At 66.1% G+C, this 15,490-nt stretch carries 15 protein-coding genes; 8 read left to right on the top strand and 7 right to left on the bottom strand.

The annotated features are described in order from the left end of the window. Positions 1-15: 15 nt before the first annotated feature. Together metW and metX are read right to left on the bottom strand one after the other, a co-directional pair. A complete protein-coding gene (gene metW, locus ACFQU0_RS15030; protein WP_382202170.1) occupies positions 16-603 on the bottom strand; it encodes a methionine biosynthesis protein MetW in 588 nt (195 codons plus the stop codon). Next, a complete protein-coding gene (gene metX, locus ACFQU0_RS15025; RefSeq protein WP_382202168.1) occupies positions 600-1,871 on the bottom strand; it encodes a homoserine O-succinyltransferase MetX in 1,272 nt (423 codons plus the stop codon). Before metX ends, metW begins: the two co-directional genes overlap by 4 nt. Positions 1,872-2,039: 168 nt before the next feature. Here metX and ACFQU0_RS15020 point away from each other — a divergent pair, with 168 nt between their 5' ends. Together ACFQU0_RS15020 and ACFQU0_RS15015 are read left to right on the top strand one after the other, a co-directional pair. Next, positions 2,040-2,861: a formate/nitrite transporter family protein gene (locus ACFQU0_RS15020; protein WP_382202166.1), complete on the top strand. Its 822-nt coding sequence runs from the start codon at positions 2,040-2,042 to the stop codon at positions 2,859-2,861. A gap of 252 nt (positions 2,862-3,113) precedes the next feature. Beyond that, positions 3,114-3,539, top strand: coding sequence for an RNA recognition motif domain-containing protein (locus ACFQU0_RS15015; protein WP_382202164.1), 426 nt, complete (start codon positions 3,114-3,116; stop codon positions 3,537-3,539). 102 nt (positions 3,540-3,641) lie between these two features. Here ACFQU0_RS15015 and ACFQU0_RS15010 read toward each other — a convergent pair whose 3' ends face one another. From ACFQU0_RS15010 to ACFQU0_RS14995, 4 genes are all read right to left on the bottom strand, one after another. Then, the gene (locus tag ACFQU0_RS15010; protein ID WP_382202162.1) at positions 3,642-4,436 is read right to left on the bottom strand and encodes an SDR family oxidoreductase; all 795 of its coding nucleotides are present in this window, start codon (positions 4,434-4,436) and stop codon (positions 3,642-3,644) included. Then, the gene (gene lptC, locus ACFQU0_RS15005) at positions 4,433-5,056 is read right to left on the bottom strand and encodes an LPS export ABC transporter periplasmic protein LptC (RefSeq protein WP_382202161.1); all 624 of its coding nucleotides are present in this window, start codon (positions 5,054-5,056) and stop codon (positions 4,433-4,435) included. The genes ACFQU0_RS15010 and lptC overlap by 4 nt, the downstream gene beginning before the upstream one ends. Continuing rightward, on the bottom strand, positions 5,053-5,598 hold the full coding sequence (locus tag ACFQU0_RS15000) for a KdsC family phosphatase (protein ID WP_382202159.1): 546 nt from the start codon (positions 5,596-5,598) through the stop codon (positions 5,053-5,055). The genes lptC and ACFQU0_RS15000 overlap by 4 nt, the downstream gene beginning before the upstream one ends. Positions 5,599-5,770: 172 nt before the next feature. Next, positions 5,771-6,763, bottom strand: coding sequence for a KpsF/GutQ family sugar-phosphate isomerase (locus tag ACFQU0_RS14995; RefSeq protein ID WP_382202158.1), 993 nt, complete (start codon positions 6,761-6,763; stop codon positions 5,771-5,773). Between the two features lie 61 nt (positions 6,764-6,824). Here ACFQU0_RS14995 and ACFQU0_RS14990 point away from each other — a divergent pair, with 61 nt between their 5' ends. The 3 genes from ACFQU0_RS14990 (at position 6,825) to ACFQU0_RS14980 (ending at position 10,529) form a co-directional block, all read left to right on the top strand. Then, positions 6,825-8,810 carry a monovalent cation:proton antiporter family protein gene (locus ACFQU0_RS14990; protein ID WP_382202156.1) on the top strand — a complete coding sequence of 662 codons (1,986 nt, stop codon included), beginning with the start codon at positions 6,825-6,827 and terminating at the stop codon, positions 8,808-8,810. A gap of 124 nt (positions 8,811-8,934) precedes the next feature. After that, a complete protein-coding gene (locus ACFQU0_RS14985; RefSeq protein WP_382202154.1) occupies positions 8,935-9,894 on the top strand; it encodes an MBL fold metallo-hydrolase in 960 nt (319 codons plus the stop codon). Positions 9,895-9,983: 89 nt separating this feature from the next. Continuing rightward, positions 9,984-10,529, top strand: coding sequence for an adenine phosphoribosyltransferase (locus ACFQU0_RS14980; protein WP_382202152.1), 546 nt, complete (start codon positions 9,984-9,986; stop codon positions 10,527-10,529). A 17-nt stretch (positions 10,530-10,546) separates the two neighbouring features. Here ACFQU0_RS14980 and ACFQU0_RS14975 read toward each other — a convergent pair whose 3' ends face one another. After that, entirely contained in the window at positions 10,547-11,266 is a 720-nt protein-coding gene (locus ACFQU0_RS14975; protein ID WP_382202150.1) for a hypothetical protein, read from the bottom strand. A gap of 100 nt (positions 11,267-11,366) precedes the next feature. On the opposite strand from ACFQU0_RS14975, the gene ACFQU0_RS14970 reads away from it, so the two are divergent. The 3 genes from ACFQU0_RS14970 (at position 11,367) to ACFQU0_RS14960 (ending at position 15,467) form a co-directional block, all read left to right on the top strand. After that, positions 11,367-13,181 carry a SulP family inorganic anion transporter gene (locus ACFQU0_RS14970; RefSeq protein ID WP_382202148.1) on the top strand — a complete coding sequence of 605 codons (1,815 nt, stop codon included), beginning with the start codon at positions 11,367-11,369 and terminating at the stop codon, positions 13,179-13,181. Between the two features lie 116 nt (positions 13,182-13,297). Beyond that, positions 13,298-13,801 carry a chemotaxis protein CheW gene (locus ACFQU0_RS14965; protein WP_382202316.1) on the top strand — a complete coding sequence of 168 codons (504 nt, stop codon included), beginning with the start codon at positions 13,298-13,300 and terminating at the stop codon, positions 13,799-13,801. A gap of 100 nt (positions 13,802-13,901) precedes the next feature. Continuing rightward, positions 13,902-15,467 carry a methyl-accepting chemotaxis protein gene (locus ACFQU0_RS14960; RefSeq protein WP_382202146.1) on the top strand — a complete coding sequence of 522 codons (1,566 nt, stop codon included), beginning with the start codon at positions 13,902-13,904 and terminating at the stop codon, positions 15,465-15,467. Positions 15,468-15,490 lie beyond the last annotated feature (23 nt).

The raw sequence follows: 15,490 nt of genomic DNA, 5'->3' as shown, positions 1-15,490 counted from the left end.
CAAAAAGAAAATGTGTCAACGCCCGTTGGACAACCTGAACACCGCCGTGCTGGCCAGCAGGTTGGGCACAAAGCGCACCTCCTGCCCTTCGTGCAGGCCAAAGCTGTCTTCGATCTGCAAGCCGTTGCGCCGGGCCAGCACCTCAAAATCGGCGTGGGTGCCCACGCGGATGTTGGGTGTGTCGTACCACTGGTAGGGCAGGCGTTTGGTCACGGGCATGCGGCCCGTCAGCACACTCAGGCGGTTGGGCCAGTGGGCAAAGTTGGGGAAGGCGACGATGCCAATGCGGCCCACGCGCGCGGTTTCGCGCAGCATCACTTCGGCGTTGCGCAGGTGCTGCAGGGTGTCGATCTGCAACACCACGTCGAAGCTGTTGTCGCCAAACATGGCCAGGCCTTCGTCGAGGTTGAACTGCAGCACGTTCACGCCGCGTTGCACACAGGCCAGCAGTTTGGTGTCGTCGATCTCCACGCCGTAGCCGGTGCAGCCGCGTGTGGCCTGCAGGTGGGCCAGCAGGGCGCCGTCGCCACAGCCGAGGTCGAGCACACGCGAGCCCGGTGGCACCAGGCGGGCGATGGATGTCATGACGTTTTTGTCGCTCATAGGGCAGCCTCCCCCCACGCTCCGCCGCTTTGCGGGTCGCTGCCCCCCAAGGGGGCTGCCCCGCCTTTGGGCGACCCGGCGGCGGGGCTCACCTCCGCGTCAATGCGGTCGAAGTAGGCCCGCACGGTGTTCAGGTAGCGCGGGTCGTCGAGCAAGAAGGCGTCGTGGCCGTGGGGCGCGTCGATTTCGGCGTAGCTCACGTCGCGTCGGTTGTCGAGCAAGGCTTTCACGATCTCGCGGCTGCGCGCGGGTGAAAAGCGCCAGTCGGTGGTGAAGCTCACCAGCAGGAAGCTGGCCGTGGCGCGTGCCAGCGCGGCGCTGAGCTGGCCGCCGTGCTCGCGCGCCGGATCGAAGTAGTCGAGCGCGCGGGTGATGAGCAGGTAGGTGTTGGCGTCGAAGTAGGTGCTGAACTTGTCGCCCTGGTAGCGCAGGTAACTTTCGATCTGGAACTCGATGTCTTGTGTGGTGTAGCGGTAGGCGGTGCGCTCTTCGGCGTCGGTGTCGTCATTGCCAGCAGCGTCCACGAGCGAACGCAATTTCCTGCCGAACTTCTCGTTCATCACGTCATCGCTGAGGTAGGTGATGTGCCCGATCATTCGGGCGATGCGCAGGCCGCGCCGCGGCAGGGTGCCCTCGCGCAGGTAGTGGCCGCCGTGGAAGTCGGGGTCGGTCACGATGGCGCGGCGGGCCACCTCGTTGAAGGCGATGTTCTCGGCCGTTAGGTTGGGCGCGCTGGCCACCACCACCGCATGGCGCACGCGCTCGGGGTACTGCAGCGTCCAGCTCAAGGTTTGCATGCCGCCCAGGCTGCCCCCCATCACGGCGGCCAGTTGTTGGATGCCCAGTGCGTCCAGCAAGCGGGCCTGGGCGTTGACCCAGTCTTCCACCGTGACGACCGGAAAATCTGCGCCCCAGGCCTGGCCGGTGGTAGGGTTGATGTGGGTGGGGCCGGTGCTGCCAAAACACGAGCCCAGGTTGTTCACGCCGATGACGAAGAAGCGGTGGGTGTCCACCGGTTTGCCGGGGCCAATCATGTTGTCCCACCAGCCTTCGCTGCGCGCTTGGGGCTGGCCGTGTTCGTCCAGGTACACACCGGCCACGTGGTGGCTGGCGTTGAGCGCGTGGCAGATGAGGACGGCATTGGATTTGTCGGCATTCAGCGTGCCGTAGGTCTCGAACATCAGTTCGTAGGCCGGCAGCACCGCGCCGCTGCGCAGCGGCAGTGGCTGCTCAAAGCGCAGCGTCTGGGGCGTGGCAATCAGGCTCAAGCTCAATTCACCTTCGGGCGCAGGGCCCAAAACAAAAAACCCGGTGCCGCAAAGTGCGAGACCGGGGTCCCCTCTTTAGCGGCATTTTTAACGCGCCCGCAATTTGGAAGAAATCGGCGCAAGGCGGCTAGTATAAAAGAAGCACACACATTCAGGAGCATGTGGCCCATGGCTGAAATTTACGGTTTGGACGCCTACGCCCCGGCCGAGGTGGCGCGCCGGGTGCAGAGTGTGGGCGTCACCAAGGCCCGCCTGCCGGTGCGCCAGACGCTGATGCTGGGCGTGCTGGCGGGCGCCTTCATTGGTCTGGGGTCGGTGTTTTTCACCCTGGTCAAGTCCGACGCCACGCTGGGTTTTGCCACTGCCCAGGTGCTGGGCGGTGTGGTGTTTGCGCTGGGCCTGCTGCTGGTGGTGGTGGCCGGGGCCGAGCTGTTCACCGGCAACAACCTGCTGGCCATGGCCTGGGCGGCGGGGCAGATCAGCACCCGCGAGGTGCTTCGCAACTGGGTGCTGGTGTGTCTGGCCAACTTCGTGGGGGCCGCCGGGCTGGCGGTGCTTGTCTACCTCAGTGGCCATTGGCAGATGAACGGGGGTGCCATTGGGCGCCAGGTGGTGGCCATCGCCCTGGCCAAGCAGGACTTGTCGCCCTGGACGGCGTTTTTCAGGGGCGTCTTGTGCAACGTGCTGGTGTGCCTGGCCGTGTGGATGGCCATGGCCGGGCGCAGCGTGGTGGACAAGGCGGTGGCCATCGTGCCACCGGTGGCTGCGTTTGTGGCCGCTGGTTTCGAGCACAGCATCGCCAACATGTACTGGTTTCCGCTGGCCATGTTGTTGCAGGCAGGCGCCGATCCGGTGTCTGGTCAGGCTGCGGTCACGGTGTGGGGCATGTTGGCCAATCTGGGCCCCGTGATCGCGGGCAACCTCATGGGCGGCAGCGTGTTGGTGGCCCTGACCTACCAGGTGGTGTACCGCCGCACGTCGGCTGGCTGACGGCCCGTCGTTGCGGTTTCACAACGCAAAAAACCGGGTCTTCCCCGGGCAAACCCGAGTCGCAGCGGCCCTCTGGGGCCGATCGTCTAAAAAAAAGGCCCAATTTCCTGGGCAACGCGCATAATTGTTAAGCACAGGTTTACCTGTGTGATCAGTGATCGGACAGTTTCGCGTGCTACAGCGTTTTATCGTGGGTGTGCTTTCGGGACTCCATCGCTTTTTTTCTCTTTGTGTTTCTTGAGGAGTCCCTTGATGGGCAACAAACTGTACGTTGGCAACCTGCCATACACCGTGCGCGACGAAGACCTGCAACAGGCATTCGGCGCTTTTGGCAATGTCAACAGCGCCAAGGTCATGATGGAGCGCGACACCGGTCGTTCCAAAGGCTTTGGTTTCGTGGAAATGGGCTCTGACGCTGAAGCGCAAAGCGCCATCAGCGGCATGAACGGCCAATCGCTGGGCGGTCGCAGCCTGGTGGTGAACGAAGCCCGTCCCATGGAAGCCCGTCCTCCCCGCACTGGCGGCGGCGGCTTCGGCGGCGGTCGCCGTGAAGGCGGTGGCGGCGGCTACGGTGGTGGCGGTGGCGGCGAAGGCGGCTTCCGCAGCCCCTACGGCGGCGGTGGCCGTCGTGAAGGTGGTGGCGGCGGTGGCTACGGCGGTGGCCGCGGCGGCTACTGAGCCCTCTGAACGGTGGAGCGCGTGTCGCTTCACCCACAAAAAACCCCGAAACCTGTTTGAGGTTGTCGGGGTTTTTTGTTGCCCGCTCGCTGCGGACGCCCGTCAACCGGGCGGCAATTCGCTGCGCCGCTTTTTTCGCCCGCGCCCGCTGAGCAAGCGGTCAAACAGCGGGTTCGGCAAAACCCGCAGCAGCTTGGCGGCCACACCCATTTGCCACGGAATGACGCGGTAGCTCGTCTGCGCGGCGATGGCGGCAAAGGCGCGTTCGGCAAAGGCCTCGGGCGACATCAGGAAGGGCATGGTGTAGGTGTTGTGTGCGGTCAAAGGTGTGGCCACGTAGCCCGGCACGATGGTGACCACCGCGACGCCGCTGCCGCGCAGCTCGCCGCGCAAACTTTCGCAATACGCCACCACCCCGGCTTTGCTGGCGCAGTAGGCGCCGTGGCCCGGCAGGCCTCGAATGGCCGCCACACTGGCCACGCCCACCAGGGTGCCACTGCCGCGTTGTTTCATGCCCGCCAAAAACGGGTGGAACGCGGCGGCCGTGCCCACGTTGTTGAGCGCCAGGGTGTGGGCCATCACGTCGAGGTCTTCGCGTTCGGTGGTGTCCATGCCAATGCTCTGGCCGGCGCTGGCCACCACCACGTCGGGCACGCCCATGTCGTTCAGGCAACGCCGGCCTGCGGCGACAGCGCTGTCGATGTTCGCCATGTCGGCCTCAAAGACGCGGCAGCGGTCGGGGCCCAGCCTTTGCGCGTTGGCCCAGTCCTGCATGGCATCAACCCGCCGTGCCACCAGGGCCAGGCGGTAGCCGGCCTGGGCGTAGCGCGCCGCCAGGGCCTGGCCGATGCCGCTGGAGGCGCCGGTGATGTAGAGCAGTGGGGCTGCCGCGTTCATGGCCGGGCCTGCAGTGTGGCCTGCACCCGGCCCTGCAACAACGCCACGCCGGTGGCCTCGCGGAAATCGAGTGTGTTGGCCCGGATCTGATCGCGGCCGCGCAACAGCACCACCGGTTGCTCGGACGTCACACGGCGCTCGCCGGTCAGCACCCGCAGATGCTCGCCGTTGAATTCCAGCCGCGGGCGGTTGGCGCCAGCAGCTTCACGCACCACCACGGCGTTGCCGCGCAGCACGTACTCGGTTTGGTCGGCGTTGCTGGTCACGCGGTCGGCGCGTGCGGTGGTCAGTGTGCTGCCGGGTGGCTGGGTGCGTATGCGGGCCTGGTCGATTTCGGTGCTGTCGGTGTCGGGGTAGTGGCGCGCCTCGGCCCCGCGCACATCCGACCGCAGGCTGCCGTCGGGCGCAAAACTGCGCACCGCAAAGCCGCGCATGAAATAGTCAGGTTCGTGCTGGGGTGGCCGCTCGCTCAAGGGCATGTCCGTTTCGGGTGTGGCGCGCAGCAGCCAGTACGAGCCCAGCGCCAGCAAACCCATGAGCACGATGGGCAGGTAGATGCTCAGGCGGTCCCAACCGCGTCGCAGCCGGTAGCCCCAGGGCGCAGGGGTCGGTGCGTTCATCCTGCGGCTTCCGCCAGCAGGCGGGCGTAGTGGCCGCTGGCCACCAGCAGCAGATCGCAGCACTCGCGCACCGCACCTTGGCCGCCCGCAGCGCGGGTGATGTGGTGGGCCACGGCCAGCACTTCGGCCTGGGCGCCAGGGGGCACACAGGCCAAGGCACAGCGGCGCAGCATGGGTAGGTCGGGCCAGTCGTCGCCCATGGCGGCGGCCTGGGTCCAGTCCAGTCCCAGTTCGGCCAGCAGGGCTTCGGCGGCGGGGCGTTTGTCCTCCGTGCCAAAGCGCGCGTGCGTCACGCCCAGGGCTTTGAGGCGCAGGCGCAGGGCGGGCGAGTCGCGTCCGGTGATGACGGCCGGTGTGATGCCGACGCGTTGCAGCAGCTTGATGCCGTGGCCATCCAGCGTATGGAAGCGCTTCATGGTTTCACCGTGTTCGGTGAAATACAGGCCACCGTCGGTGAGCACACCGTCCACGTCCAAAAACACGACCTTGACGGACTGTGCGCGCAGCAGCAGTTCGGGGGGAAAGTTCAATACAGGCGTCATGACAGGCCGCAGCGCCGGGCCGCCCCAAGCAAGGCCGCGCCCCCTTGGGGGGAAGCAAATACACGAAGTGAGGAGCGTGGGGGCATAGACCTGCCGCAGCGCCGGGCCGCCCCAAGTAAGGCCGCGCCCCCTTGGGGGGCAGCGAATACACGAAGTGATGAGCGTGGGGGTTTCATATCACCTTGGCGCGCATCAGGTCGTGGCTGTTGAGTGCGCCGCACAGCTTGCCATCGGTGTCCACCACCAGCACGCTGTTGATGCGGTGCTGCTCCATCAACTCGGCCGCGCTGGCGGCCAGGGCCTCGTCGCGCACGGTGCGCGGGTGGGCGTGCATCACCTCGCGCGCCATGGCGCTGCGCAGGTCCACGCCTTTTTCAATCAGGCGGCGCAGGTCGCCGTCGGTGAAGATGCCCACAGGCACGCCTGTTTCGTCCACCACGGCACCCGCGCCCAGGCCCTTGGCGCTGATTTCGCGCATCAGGTCCATCAGGGTGGCACTCAGGGGCACGCGCGGCACGGCTTCGCCACTGCGCATCACGTCGCGCACGTGGGTCAGCAGTTTGCGCCCCAGCGCCCCGCCGGGGTGGGAGCGCGCAAAGTCGTTGGGGCGAAAACCCCGTGCGTCCAGCAACGCCATGGCCAGCGCGTCGCCCAGGGCCAGTTGGGCGGTGGTGCTGGCGGTGGGGGCCAGGTTGTGGGGGCAGGCTTCGCGGTCCACGCCGCTGTCGAGCACCACGTCGGCGTGGCGGCCCAGGCTGGAGCCGGGTTTGCCCGTCATGGCCAGCAGCGGCACACCCATGCGTTTGATCAGGGGCAGCAGCACGGTGACCTCTTCGCTTTCGCCACTGTTGCTGATGGCCAGCACCACGTCGCCGGGGGTCACCATGCCCAGGTCGCCGTGGCTGGCTTCGGCTGGGTGCACAAACATGGCGGGGGTGCCGGTGGAGGCCAGGGTGGCCGCGATCTTGCGGCCCACGTGGCCACTTTTGCCCATGCCCATCACCACCACCCGGCCCTGGCTGCCCAGCACCGTGGTGACCGCCAGCACAAAACCGTCGCCCAGGCGCTGACCCAGGGCCTGCACCGCCTGTGCCTCGATGTCCAATGCCTCGCGGGCCATGCTCAGCGCACGTTCAGGGTTGAAGCTTGAAGTGGGGCTTGTCATGGCGCCGATTATCGGCCAAGGGTCTCCGGGGCGGGGTGCGCCAGCCGTTACCATTCTTGCCATGACTGCCCTGGACCTGACGCTGCTGTACCTGCTTGCCGCTGTGGTGGGGGTGGTGCTGTGTCGTCAGCTCAAGTTGCCGCCTATCCTGGGTTACCTCGTGGTGGGGGTGGTCATCGGCCCCAATGCACTCGCGCTGGCGCAGAACTCCAGCGGCATCCGTTACCTGGCCGAGTTCGGGGTGGTGTTCCTGATGTTCGTCATCGGCCTGGAGTTCAGCCTGCCCAAGTTGCGGGCCATGAAGCGGCATGTGTTTGGCCTGGGCTTGTCGCAGGTGGCGTTGACCTTGCTGCTGACCTCGGCGGGTTCGCTGGCCCTGGCCTGGCTGTTGCCACAGTGGTGGCAGATGGAGTGGCGCACCGCGTTGGCCCTGGGTGGTGTGATGGCCATGAGCAGCACCGCCATTGTCATCAAGCTGGTGGCCGAACGGCTGGAGCTCGAAAGCGAGCATGGCAAGCGGGTGGTGGGCATTCTGCTGTTCCAGGATCTGGCCGTGGTGCCCTTGCTGGTGCTCATTCCGGCGCTGGGTGCCGAACCCGAGCAGCTGTTTGCCTCGCTGGGGTGGGCCGTGCTCAAGGCGACCGTGTTGCTGGGGCTGTTGCTCACCGGCGGGCAAAAAATCATGCGCTGGTGGCTCACCTTGGTGGCGCGGCGCAAGAGCGAAGAGCTGTTCATGCTCAACCTCTTGCTCATCACCCTGGGGCTGGCCTGGCTGACGGAACACGCAGGCCTGTCGCTGGCGCTGGGCGCCTTCGTCGCGGGCATGCTCATCTCGGAAACCGAATACAAGCACCAGGTGGAGACCGACATCCGGCCATTTCACGATGTGCTGCTGGGCCTGTTTTTCATCACCATCGGCATGATGCTGGACTGGCGCATTCTGGTCGAGCGCTGGCCACTGGTGCTGCTTCTGCTGTCCTTGTCCATCGGCTTCAAGCTGGTGATGATCACCGGACTGGCGCGGCTGTTCGGCGCCTCGAACGGGGTGGCCTTGCGGGTCGGCCTGTACCTGGCGCAGGCGGGCGAGTTCGGGCTGGTGCTGCTGGCGCTGGCGGGCCAGCACAACCTGGTGCCCCCCGAGCTGTTCAACCCCATCCTGGCGTCCATGGTCTTGTCCATGTTGTTCACGCCTTTTGTCATCATGTACGCCAACCCCATCGTCACCCGGTTGGTGGGCAGCGACTGGCTGATGCAGTCGGTGCAAATGACCAGCATCGCGCGCAAGTCCATCAGCGCCGACAAGCACGTCATCATCTGCGGCTATGGCCGTTGCGGGCAGAACCTGGCGCGTTTGCTGGAAGGCGAAGGCATTCCCTACATGGCGCTGGACCTTGATCCCGACCGCGTGCGCCAGGCCGCCGCTGCCGGCCAGAGCGTGGTGTTTGGTGACGCCTCCCGCCTGCAGGCCCTGATGGCTGCCGGCCTGCACCGCGCCAGCGCGGTGGTGGTGACCTACCTGGACACACCCAGCGCCGTCAAAGTGTTGGCAAGTGCCCGAGAGCATGCACCGCAGGTGCCGGTGGTGGTGCGCACGGTGGACGACCGCGATCTGGCCAAGCTGCAACAAGCCGGTGCCACCGAGGTGGTGCCCGAGGCCATCGAGGCCAGCCTGATGCTGGCCAGCCACGCCCTGGCCCTGGTGGGCGTGCCCATGCGGCGGGTGATCCGGGTGGTGCAGGAACAGCGCGACGCCCGTTATGGCCTGCTGCGTGGCTACTTTCACGGCGCCGACGACAGCGACAGCGACGATGTGGATCAGGAGCGCCTGACCACCGTGGCCTTGCCCCTGGCGGGCCGGATGCACGGCAAGTTGCTCAGTGCGCTGGCGCTGCACGCCACGGGCGTTCAGGTCATCAGCGTGCGACGCGCCAACGGCAAGCCGGCGGCTGTTGACGACACGCTGTTGCTGCAGGGCGGCGACACCCTGGTGCTGTCGGGCAAACCCACGGCGCTGGCGCTGGCCGAGTCGCAGTTGCTGGCCGGCTGACGGACGGATGCAAAAACCTGACCCATGGGTCAACTATTGAACTGGTTCGTTCAGGTCAGGGGCTGGGGCCGTTAATCTTCAAACCGTTCGCCACCCAACCCTTTGCTTCTGGAGACTTTCGACCATGGACAGACGCCACTTTCTGGGCGCCGGCATCGCCGGTGCGACCGCGCTGACTTTCTCCTCCGTTTGGTCGCAGGCCGCGCCCAATTTCGGGGCGCCTATGCTGCCTGCCACTGGCTACAAGCGTTTGAAGGTGGGGGCCATGGAAGTCATCGCCCTCAACGACGGTGCCTTGCGCCGGCCGCTGGGCGAAGAGTTTGTGCGCAACGCGCCACTGGAACAGGTCAAGGCCATGCTGGCCTCTCAAAACCTGCCCACCTACTACGTGGACATCCCCTTCACGCCCTACCTCATCGTCAGCGGCAACACCAAGTTCCTCATCGACACGGGTTTCGCCGACAACGGCCCGCCCACCACCGGCCGCTTGACCGCCAACCTGGCGGCGGCCGGCTACAAACCCGAGGACATCGACCACGTCATCATCAGCCACTACCACGGTGATCACATCAACGGCCTGCGCAAGAAGGACGGTTCGGCCATGTTTCCCAAGGCCAAGCTGCACGTGCCGGCGCCCGAACACGCCTTTTGGTTCGACGACGCCAAGATGAACGCCGCGCCGCCAGCGGCCAAAGGCGCGTTTGAAAACGCCCGCCGGGTGATGGGCAGTTTTGCCGCCGACCAGATCGTGCGCTTCGAGCCTGGCGCCGAGCTGGCCCCCGGCATCCGTGCCGAGGCCGCGTTTGGCCACACGCCGGGCATGTGTGTGTTCCGCGTCAGCTCGCAGGACCAGCATTTTGTGTATGTGGCCGACGTGACCAACATCCCCTCGCTGTTTGCCCGCAGCCCCGACTGGGCCGTCGCCTTCGACATGGATGCCGAGATGGCGCGTCAGACGCGTCGTCGCGTGTTTGACATGTTGGTCAAAGACAAGACCACCATGGGCGGCTTCCACTTCCCCGCGCCCGCCATGGGCACCCTGGAAGCGGCGGGCAGTGGTTACCAATTCAAGCCGCTGGCCTGAAAAACCCCTTGCCTGGTTGAGCCCGGCCCGGTCTTGGTGCCGGGCTTTTTGTTGGCCGTCACACACAGCGCGGCGCCGATAATGCCGCCATGGACACCTCCGCCTACCTCCGCTCCCACATCCGCACCGTGCCCGACTGGCCGGCCCCCGGCGTGCAGTTCCGCGACATCACGCCGCTGCTGCAGGACCCCAAGGTGTTCCGTGTGTTGATCGACACCTTTGTGCACCGCTACATGGATCCGGCCCTGCGCCCCGACGTGGTGGCGGGTCTGGACGCGCGCGGTTTCATCATCGGCTCGGTGCTGGCCTACGAGCTGGGCGTGGGCTTCGTGCCCATCCGAAAGAAAGGCAAGCTGCCGTTCACCACGGTGGAAGAAACCTACGAACTGGAATACGGCAGCGCCACGGTGGAACTGCACACCGACGCGGTAAAAGCCGGCGACCGCGTGTTGCTGATCGACGACCTGATCGCCACCGGTGGCACCATGATGGCGGGGCGCAAGCTGCTTGAAAAGTTGGGCGCCCAGGTCGTTGAGGGGGCTGCCATTGTCGACCTGCCCGAGCTGGGCGGCTCCCAGCGCCTGACGGACAGCGGCCTGTCGCTGTTCACCCTGGTGGACTTCACCGGGCACTGAGGGCCAGGGCTTGAGCCTCAGTTCAGCTTGCCGTACTGCGTTTCGCTGAGGGCGCCAAATTCGGTCCCGGCGTGGCCCTCGGTGTTGATGGTGGGTTCGAAGTCCGGGGTGTCCGGCAAGGGCGTCAGGGCGGCGGGGCGTGTGGCACGTGAGGGGGGCGTTGGCGGCGTGCTGGCGCCCGCCTGACGCAAAGCGGCCTGCAAGGCCATCAGTTCGTCGTCAGACACCTGCTCCTCGTGGTGTGTCGCCTGGGCGTCCTTTGGTGCGACGGCAGGTGTGGGCACAGAGGCGGGGGTGAGGCGCGCGGTGCGGGGGGGCGACAGGGCGGCGGCGGTCACGCCCGCCTCAACGTGGCCGCGCCAGTACACCGCCTTCACCTTGAAGCCTTGCTTGCGCTCCGTCAGCAGGAGCTGCAGCCCAGCCTCGAACTGTTTTTCGAACACCGGGTCGGCCCCCAGCGCTCCGGGTTGCCAGTCCACCATGACGATGAACTGCTCGCCCGCTGGGTCCAGCGTCAGCACCTTGAACTTGTAGTGGCTGCTGAGCACCCCCATGCGGATCATGTTCTCGCGCACCAGCGCGAACAGCTGCTCACGCCGGCCCGCCCGTTGCTGGCGCAAGCCACTGGCATGGGGGCCGGCGTTGCCAGTGCCTGCCGCTTGGGGGCCGGCCGTGTTTGGCGGGGGACGGCCGGAAATCCAGCGCCGCAGGCGGTCGAGGGCAGAAGGGGATGACATCGTCCGAGTATCACAAAAGGGCAAGCCGGACGCCAGCGCCATTCGCCGGACGTGCTGGGCAGGCGGGGGCGGGCCGTTGCCGATATATGCTCGGGCCAGCATGTTGACCCCAACCTCTCCGCCTGCGACCTGGGCTGCCCGCGTGTTCGGCGCCTGGGTGTTGCAACTCTCCCCCGCCACCCTGCGCGCTGACGTGCTGGCGGGGCTGCTGGGCACCGTGTTGGCGTTGCCCCAGGGCATTGCCTTTGCGACGCTCGCCGGCCTGCCCATCGAAATGGGCATTTATTCGGCCATCGTGCCCACCATCGTGGCGGCGCTGTTTGGCTCCAGCTGGCATGTGGTGTCTGGGCCCACCAACGCCTTGTCGCTGGCGCTGCTGAGCATGCTGGCGCCCCTGGCCCTGACCGGCAGCGCCGCCTTTGTGCAGCTGGCCTTGGCCGTGACCCTGCTGGTGGGGCTCATGCAGTGGCTGATCGGCGCGCTGCGCCTGGGTGCGCTGGCCAATTTCATTTCGCCCACGGCCTTGTTTGGCTTCACGGCCGGCGCGGCGCTGTTGATCGCGGTCTACGCGCTGGTCGATGCCCTGGGCCTGGACGCCGCCAGCGTGCGTGGTGCGCCAGCGGTGTTGTCGTTTGTGTTGACGCACCTGGGCGATGTGGGCTGGGCGGCGCCCACCGTGGCGGTGTGCACACTGGCATTGGCCTGGGGCTTGCGGTGGCGCTGGCCTCGTTCGCCCAGCATGTTGCTGGCGCTGGTGGCGGGCACGGTGCTGGCGGTGCTGCTGTCGCAGCAGGCCACGCCGGGTGCGGCGGTGCTGAAGCAAGTGGGCGCCATGCCCTCCCCGTGGCCGCAGCCCAGCCTGCCCCAGCTCGACTGGGCGCGCCTGCCTGAACTGCTGAGCCTGGCGCTGGCCATGACCATCGTGGCGCTGGGGCAGACCATCTCCATTGCCAAGGCGGTGGCCGCGCGCAGCGGCCAGCGCATCGACGCCAACCGCGAGTTCATGGGCCAGGGCCTGGCCAACGTGGTGGGTTCGTTCTTCTCTTGTTATGTGTCGTGTGGCTCGCTCAACCGCTCGGTGCCCAACCTGCAGGCCGGCGCCCGCACGCCGCTGGCGGCGGTGTTTGCCGGGGTGTTCATGCTGGTGCTGGTCGGCGCGGTTTCAGGCTGGCTGGCGCGCATCCCCATGGCAGCCATCGCCGCCTTGCTGATGCTGGTGGCCTGGAGCTTGTTCGATGTGGCGCGTTGGCGCGAGTTGTGGCGCGTGAGCCGGCGCGATTTCTGGATTGCCGGCGCCACGCTGGTGGCCACCGTCACGCTGCGGCTGGAAATGGCCATTGTGCTGGGCACGCTGTTGTCGCTGATGGTGTTTTTGTACCGCACCTCCAAGCCGGCCATGCGCAGCATGGGGTTCGACACCTCCCCCGAACTGCCGACCGCGCAGCGGCCGTTTGTGGTGGTGGACAGCACCCCCGGCGCTTTGCCCGAGTGCCCGCAACTCAAGCTGTTGCGCATGGAAGGGGAGGTGTATTTTGGTGCGCTGCAGCACGTGGCCGACACCTTGCACGCGTTGCGGCAAGCCCCGGGCGCACCCCGTCACCTGCTGGTGATGTCCAAAAGCATGAACTTCATCGATCTGGCCGGGGCCGAGCTGTGGGCAGAAGAGCTGAAGGCGCGCCGTGCCATGGGCGGTGATGTGTACTTCCACCGGCCACGGCCCGAGGTCATCGCCATCTGGCGGCGCACCGGGTTTGACCAGGCCTTGGGCGCAGACCACCTGTTCCCCGACAAGGGGGCCGCCATCGCGGCCATCGTGCCCCGGTTGGATGGTGATATTTGTGCGAAATGCGGCGCAAGAATTTTCAAAGAATGCAAAAGTCGCCCCAAGCTGGCCCACAATGGTGCCCTGTCTTGACAGAAACAAGGGCTTGCGAGAGGCTCAAGGCCTGAGTTTGGGGTCGAAGACGGTCGACTGACATTCACACCACGAGACGAGGAGTTCGCATGAACACACAAACACAGGGAATGGGCATGGCAGGCGCGCGTGGTCGGGCCAGCGCAGACGACGCGGGTGGCCACAAAGTCACTTCGGAGTACCTGACGTTCCGGCTGGGTGCCGAGGAGTACGGCATCGACATCCTGCGTGTGCAGGAAATCCGTTCCTACGAAGAGCCCACCCGCATCGCCAACTCGCCCCACTTCATCAAAGGGGTGGTCAACCTGCGCGGCGTTATCGTGCCGGTGGTGGATTTGCGGATCAAGCTCGGTTGTGAATCGGTCGAATACAACGGTTTCACCGTGGTCATCGTGCTCAACGTCAAAGGCCGGGTGGTCGGTGCGGTGGTCGATTCGGTGTCGGACGTGCTGGAGTTGGCCAAGGACCAGATCAACCAGGCGCCCGAGATGAGCACCACGGTGGACACCACCTTCATCACCGGCATTGCCAGCGTGGGCGAACGCATGCTGATTCTGATGGACATCGAGTCCCTGATGAGCAGCGCCGACATGGGGCTGATTGACAGCGCAATCGCCTGAAACCAGGGCTTTGGGGCGCCAGCGTCTGTGACGCCGGGGCCACCGAAGGCCGGCGCGGGCCGGGGCGTTGGCGCCTGCCTGCCTCCGATGGAGACGACACATGGGTTTGATGACTTTGATGCGGCGATTTTCGATTCGCCTTCGCATGATTTCCGCCATTGGGGTGGTGCTGTGCCTGCTGCTGATGGTGGGGGGCGCCGGCGTGTGGGGCATGCAGCGCCTGCAGAACTTGAACCACGAGTTTTCCGAACATGTGTTCGCGGAAACCGTGGCGCTGACACAAATCCATGTCGCGTTGGGGCAGTTGCGTCGTTACGAGCGCGACATGATCGTCAACTACGAGAAGCCGGCGAACATCCAGAAAGCCAAAGCCGAGTGGGACACCGCGCGCCAGAAGCTGGACACACAGATCAAAGCCATGCTGGTGGGTGAAGAAGACGAGGACAACGCCAAGCTGCGCAAAATGTCCGAATTGCTGGCGGTGTATTACAAGGCCGTGGAGCCGGTGTCCAAAGCCCTGGCCAATGGCGACTACGACTCGGCCACGGTGGCCAACACCGTGTTGCGGGCCGCGCACGCCTCGTTCGAGCAGGTGGACGCGGTGATGGTGGAGCTGGAGGCCGTGCTCAACGACGAGGCCAAGGAAGTGGCGGAACACGGTGTGTCGGCCAGCACCCAGACCCTGCTGGTGTTTGGTGTGGCACTGGCGGTGGCCGCCTTGGTGGTCGTGCCCACCACCTTGGCCAACATGCACAGCATTTGTGCCCCCCTGGAGCAGGCACAGCGTTTTGCCCAGTCGGTGGCGGCCGGCGACCTGACCCAGCAGGCCGACCGCTCGGGGCAGGATGAGCTGACCGATTTGTTGGGCGCACTGGGCGACATGCAGGCGTCTATTGCCCGCATCGTGGGCGAGGTGCGCAGCGCCACCGACAGTCTGGGCACCGCCAGTGCCGAAATTGCCAGCGGCAACCAGGACCTGAGCCACCGCACCGAGCAGGCGGCGAGCAACCTGGAGGAAACCGCGTCCAGCATGGAAGAGCTCACGTCCAGCGTCGCGCAGTCGGCCGAGGCCGCGCGCCAGGCCAGCGACATGGCGACCAGCAACGCCACCGTGGCCGAGCAGGGCGGCCAGATGGTGGCGCAGGTGGTCAGCACCATGGAAGAAATCCACACCAGCAGCCGCAAGATCAACGACATCATCGGGGTCATCGACGGCATCGCCTTCCAGACCAACATCCTGGCCTTGAACGCGGCGGTGGAAGCGGCACGTGCCGGTGAACAAGGCCGGGGTTTTGCGGTGGTGGCCGGCGAGGTGCGCACCCTGGCCCAACGCAGCGCCCAGGCCGCGCGCGAAATCAAGACCCTCATTGGCAACAGCGTGGACAAGGTCGAGGTGGGCACCGCCCAGGTGCACCAGGCCGGCACCACCATTGGCGATATCGTGGCCAACGCGCAGAAGATCTCCAGCTTCATCGGTGCGGTCACGGCATCGGCCAACGAGCAGTCCGAAGGCATCGCGCAGATCAACGCCGCCATCGCCCAGCTGGACCAGGGCACCCAGCAGAACGCCGCGCTGGTGGAGCAGAGTGCGGCCGCCGCCGACAGCCTGCGCGAGCAGGCACAGCGCCTGAGTGAGGTGGTGGCGGTGTTCCGCCTCAGGGCCTGAGAACTCCCAAGCCCCGCAAGGTG

This window comes from Hydrogenophaga defluvii, assembly GCF_042665235.1.
GTDB classification, from domain to species: Bacteria; Pseudomonadota; Gammaproteobacteria; order Burkholderiales; family Burkholderiaceae_C; genus Hydrogenophaga; species Hydrogenophaga defluvii_A.
Note: the sequence above shows the minus strand (reverse complement) of the source record. Positions and strands in the feature narration are given on the sequence as shown.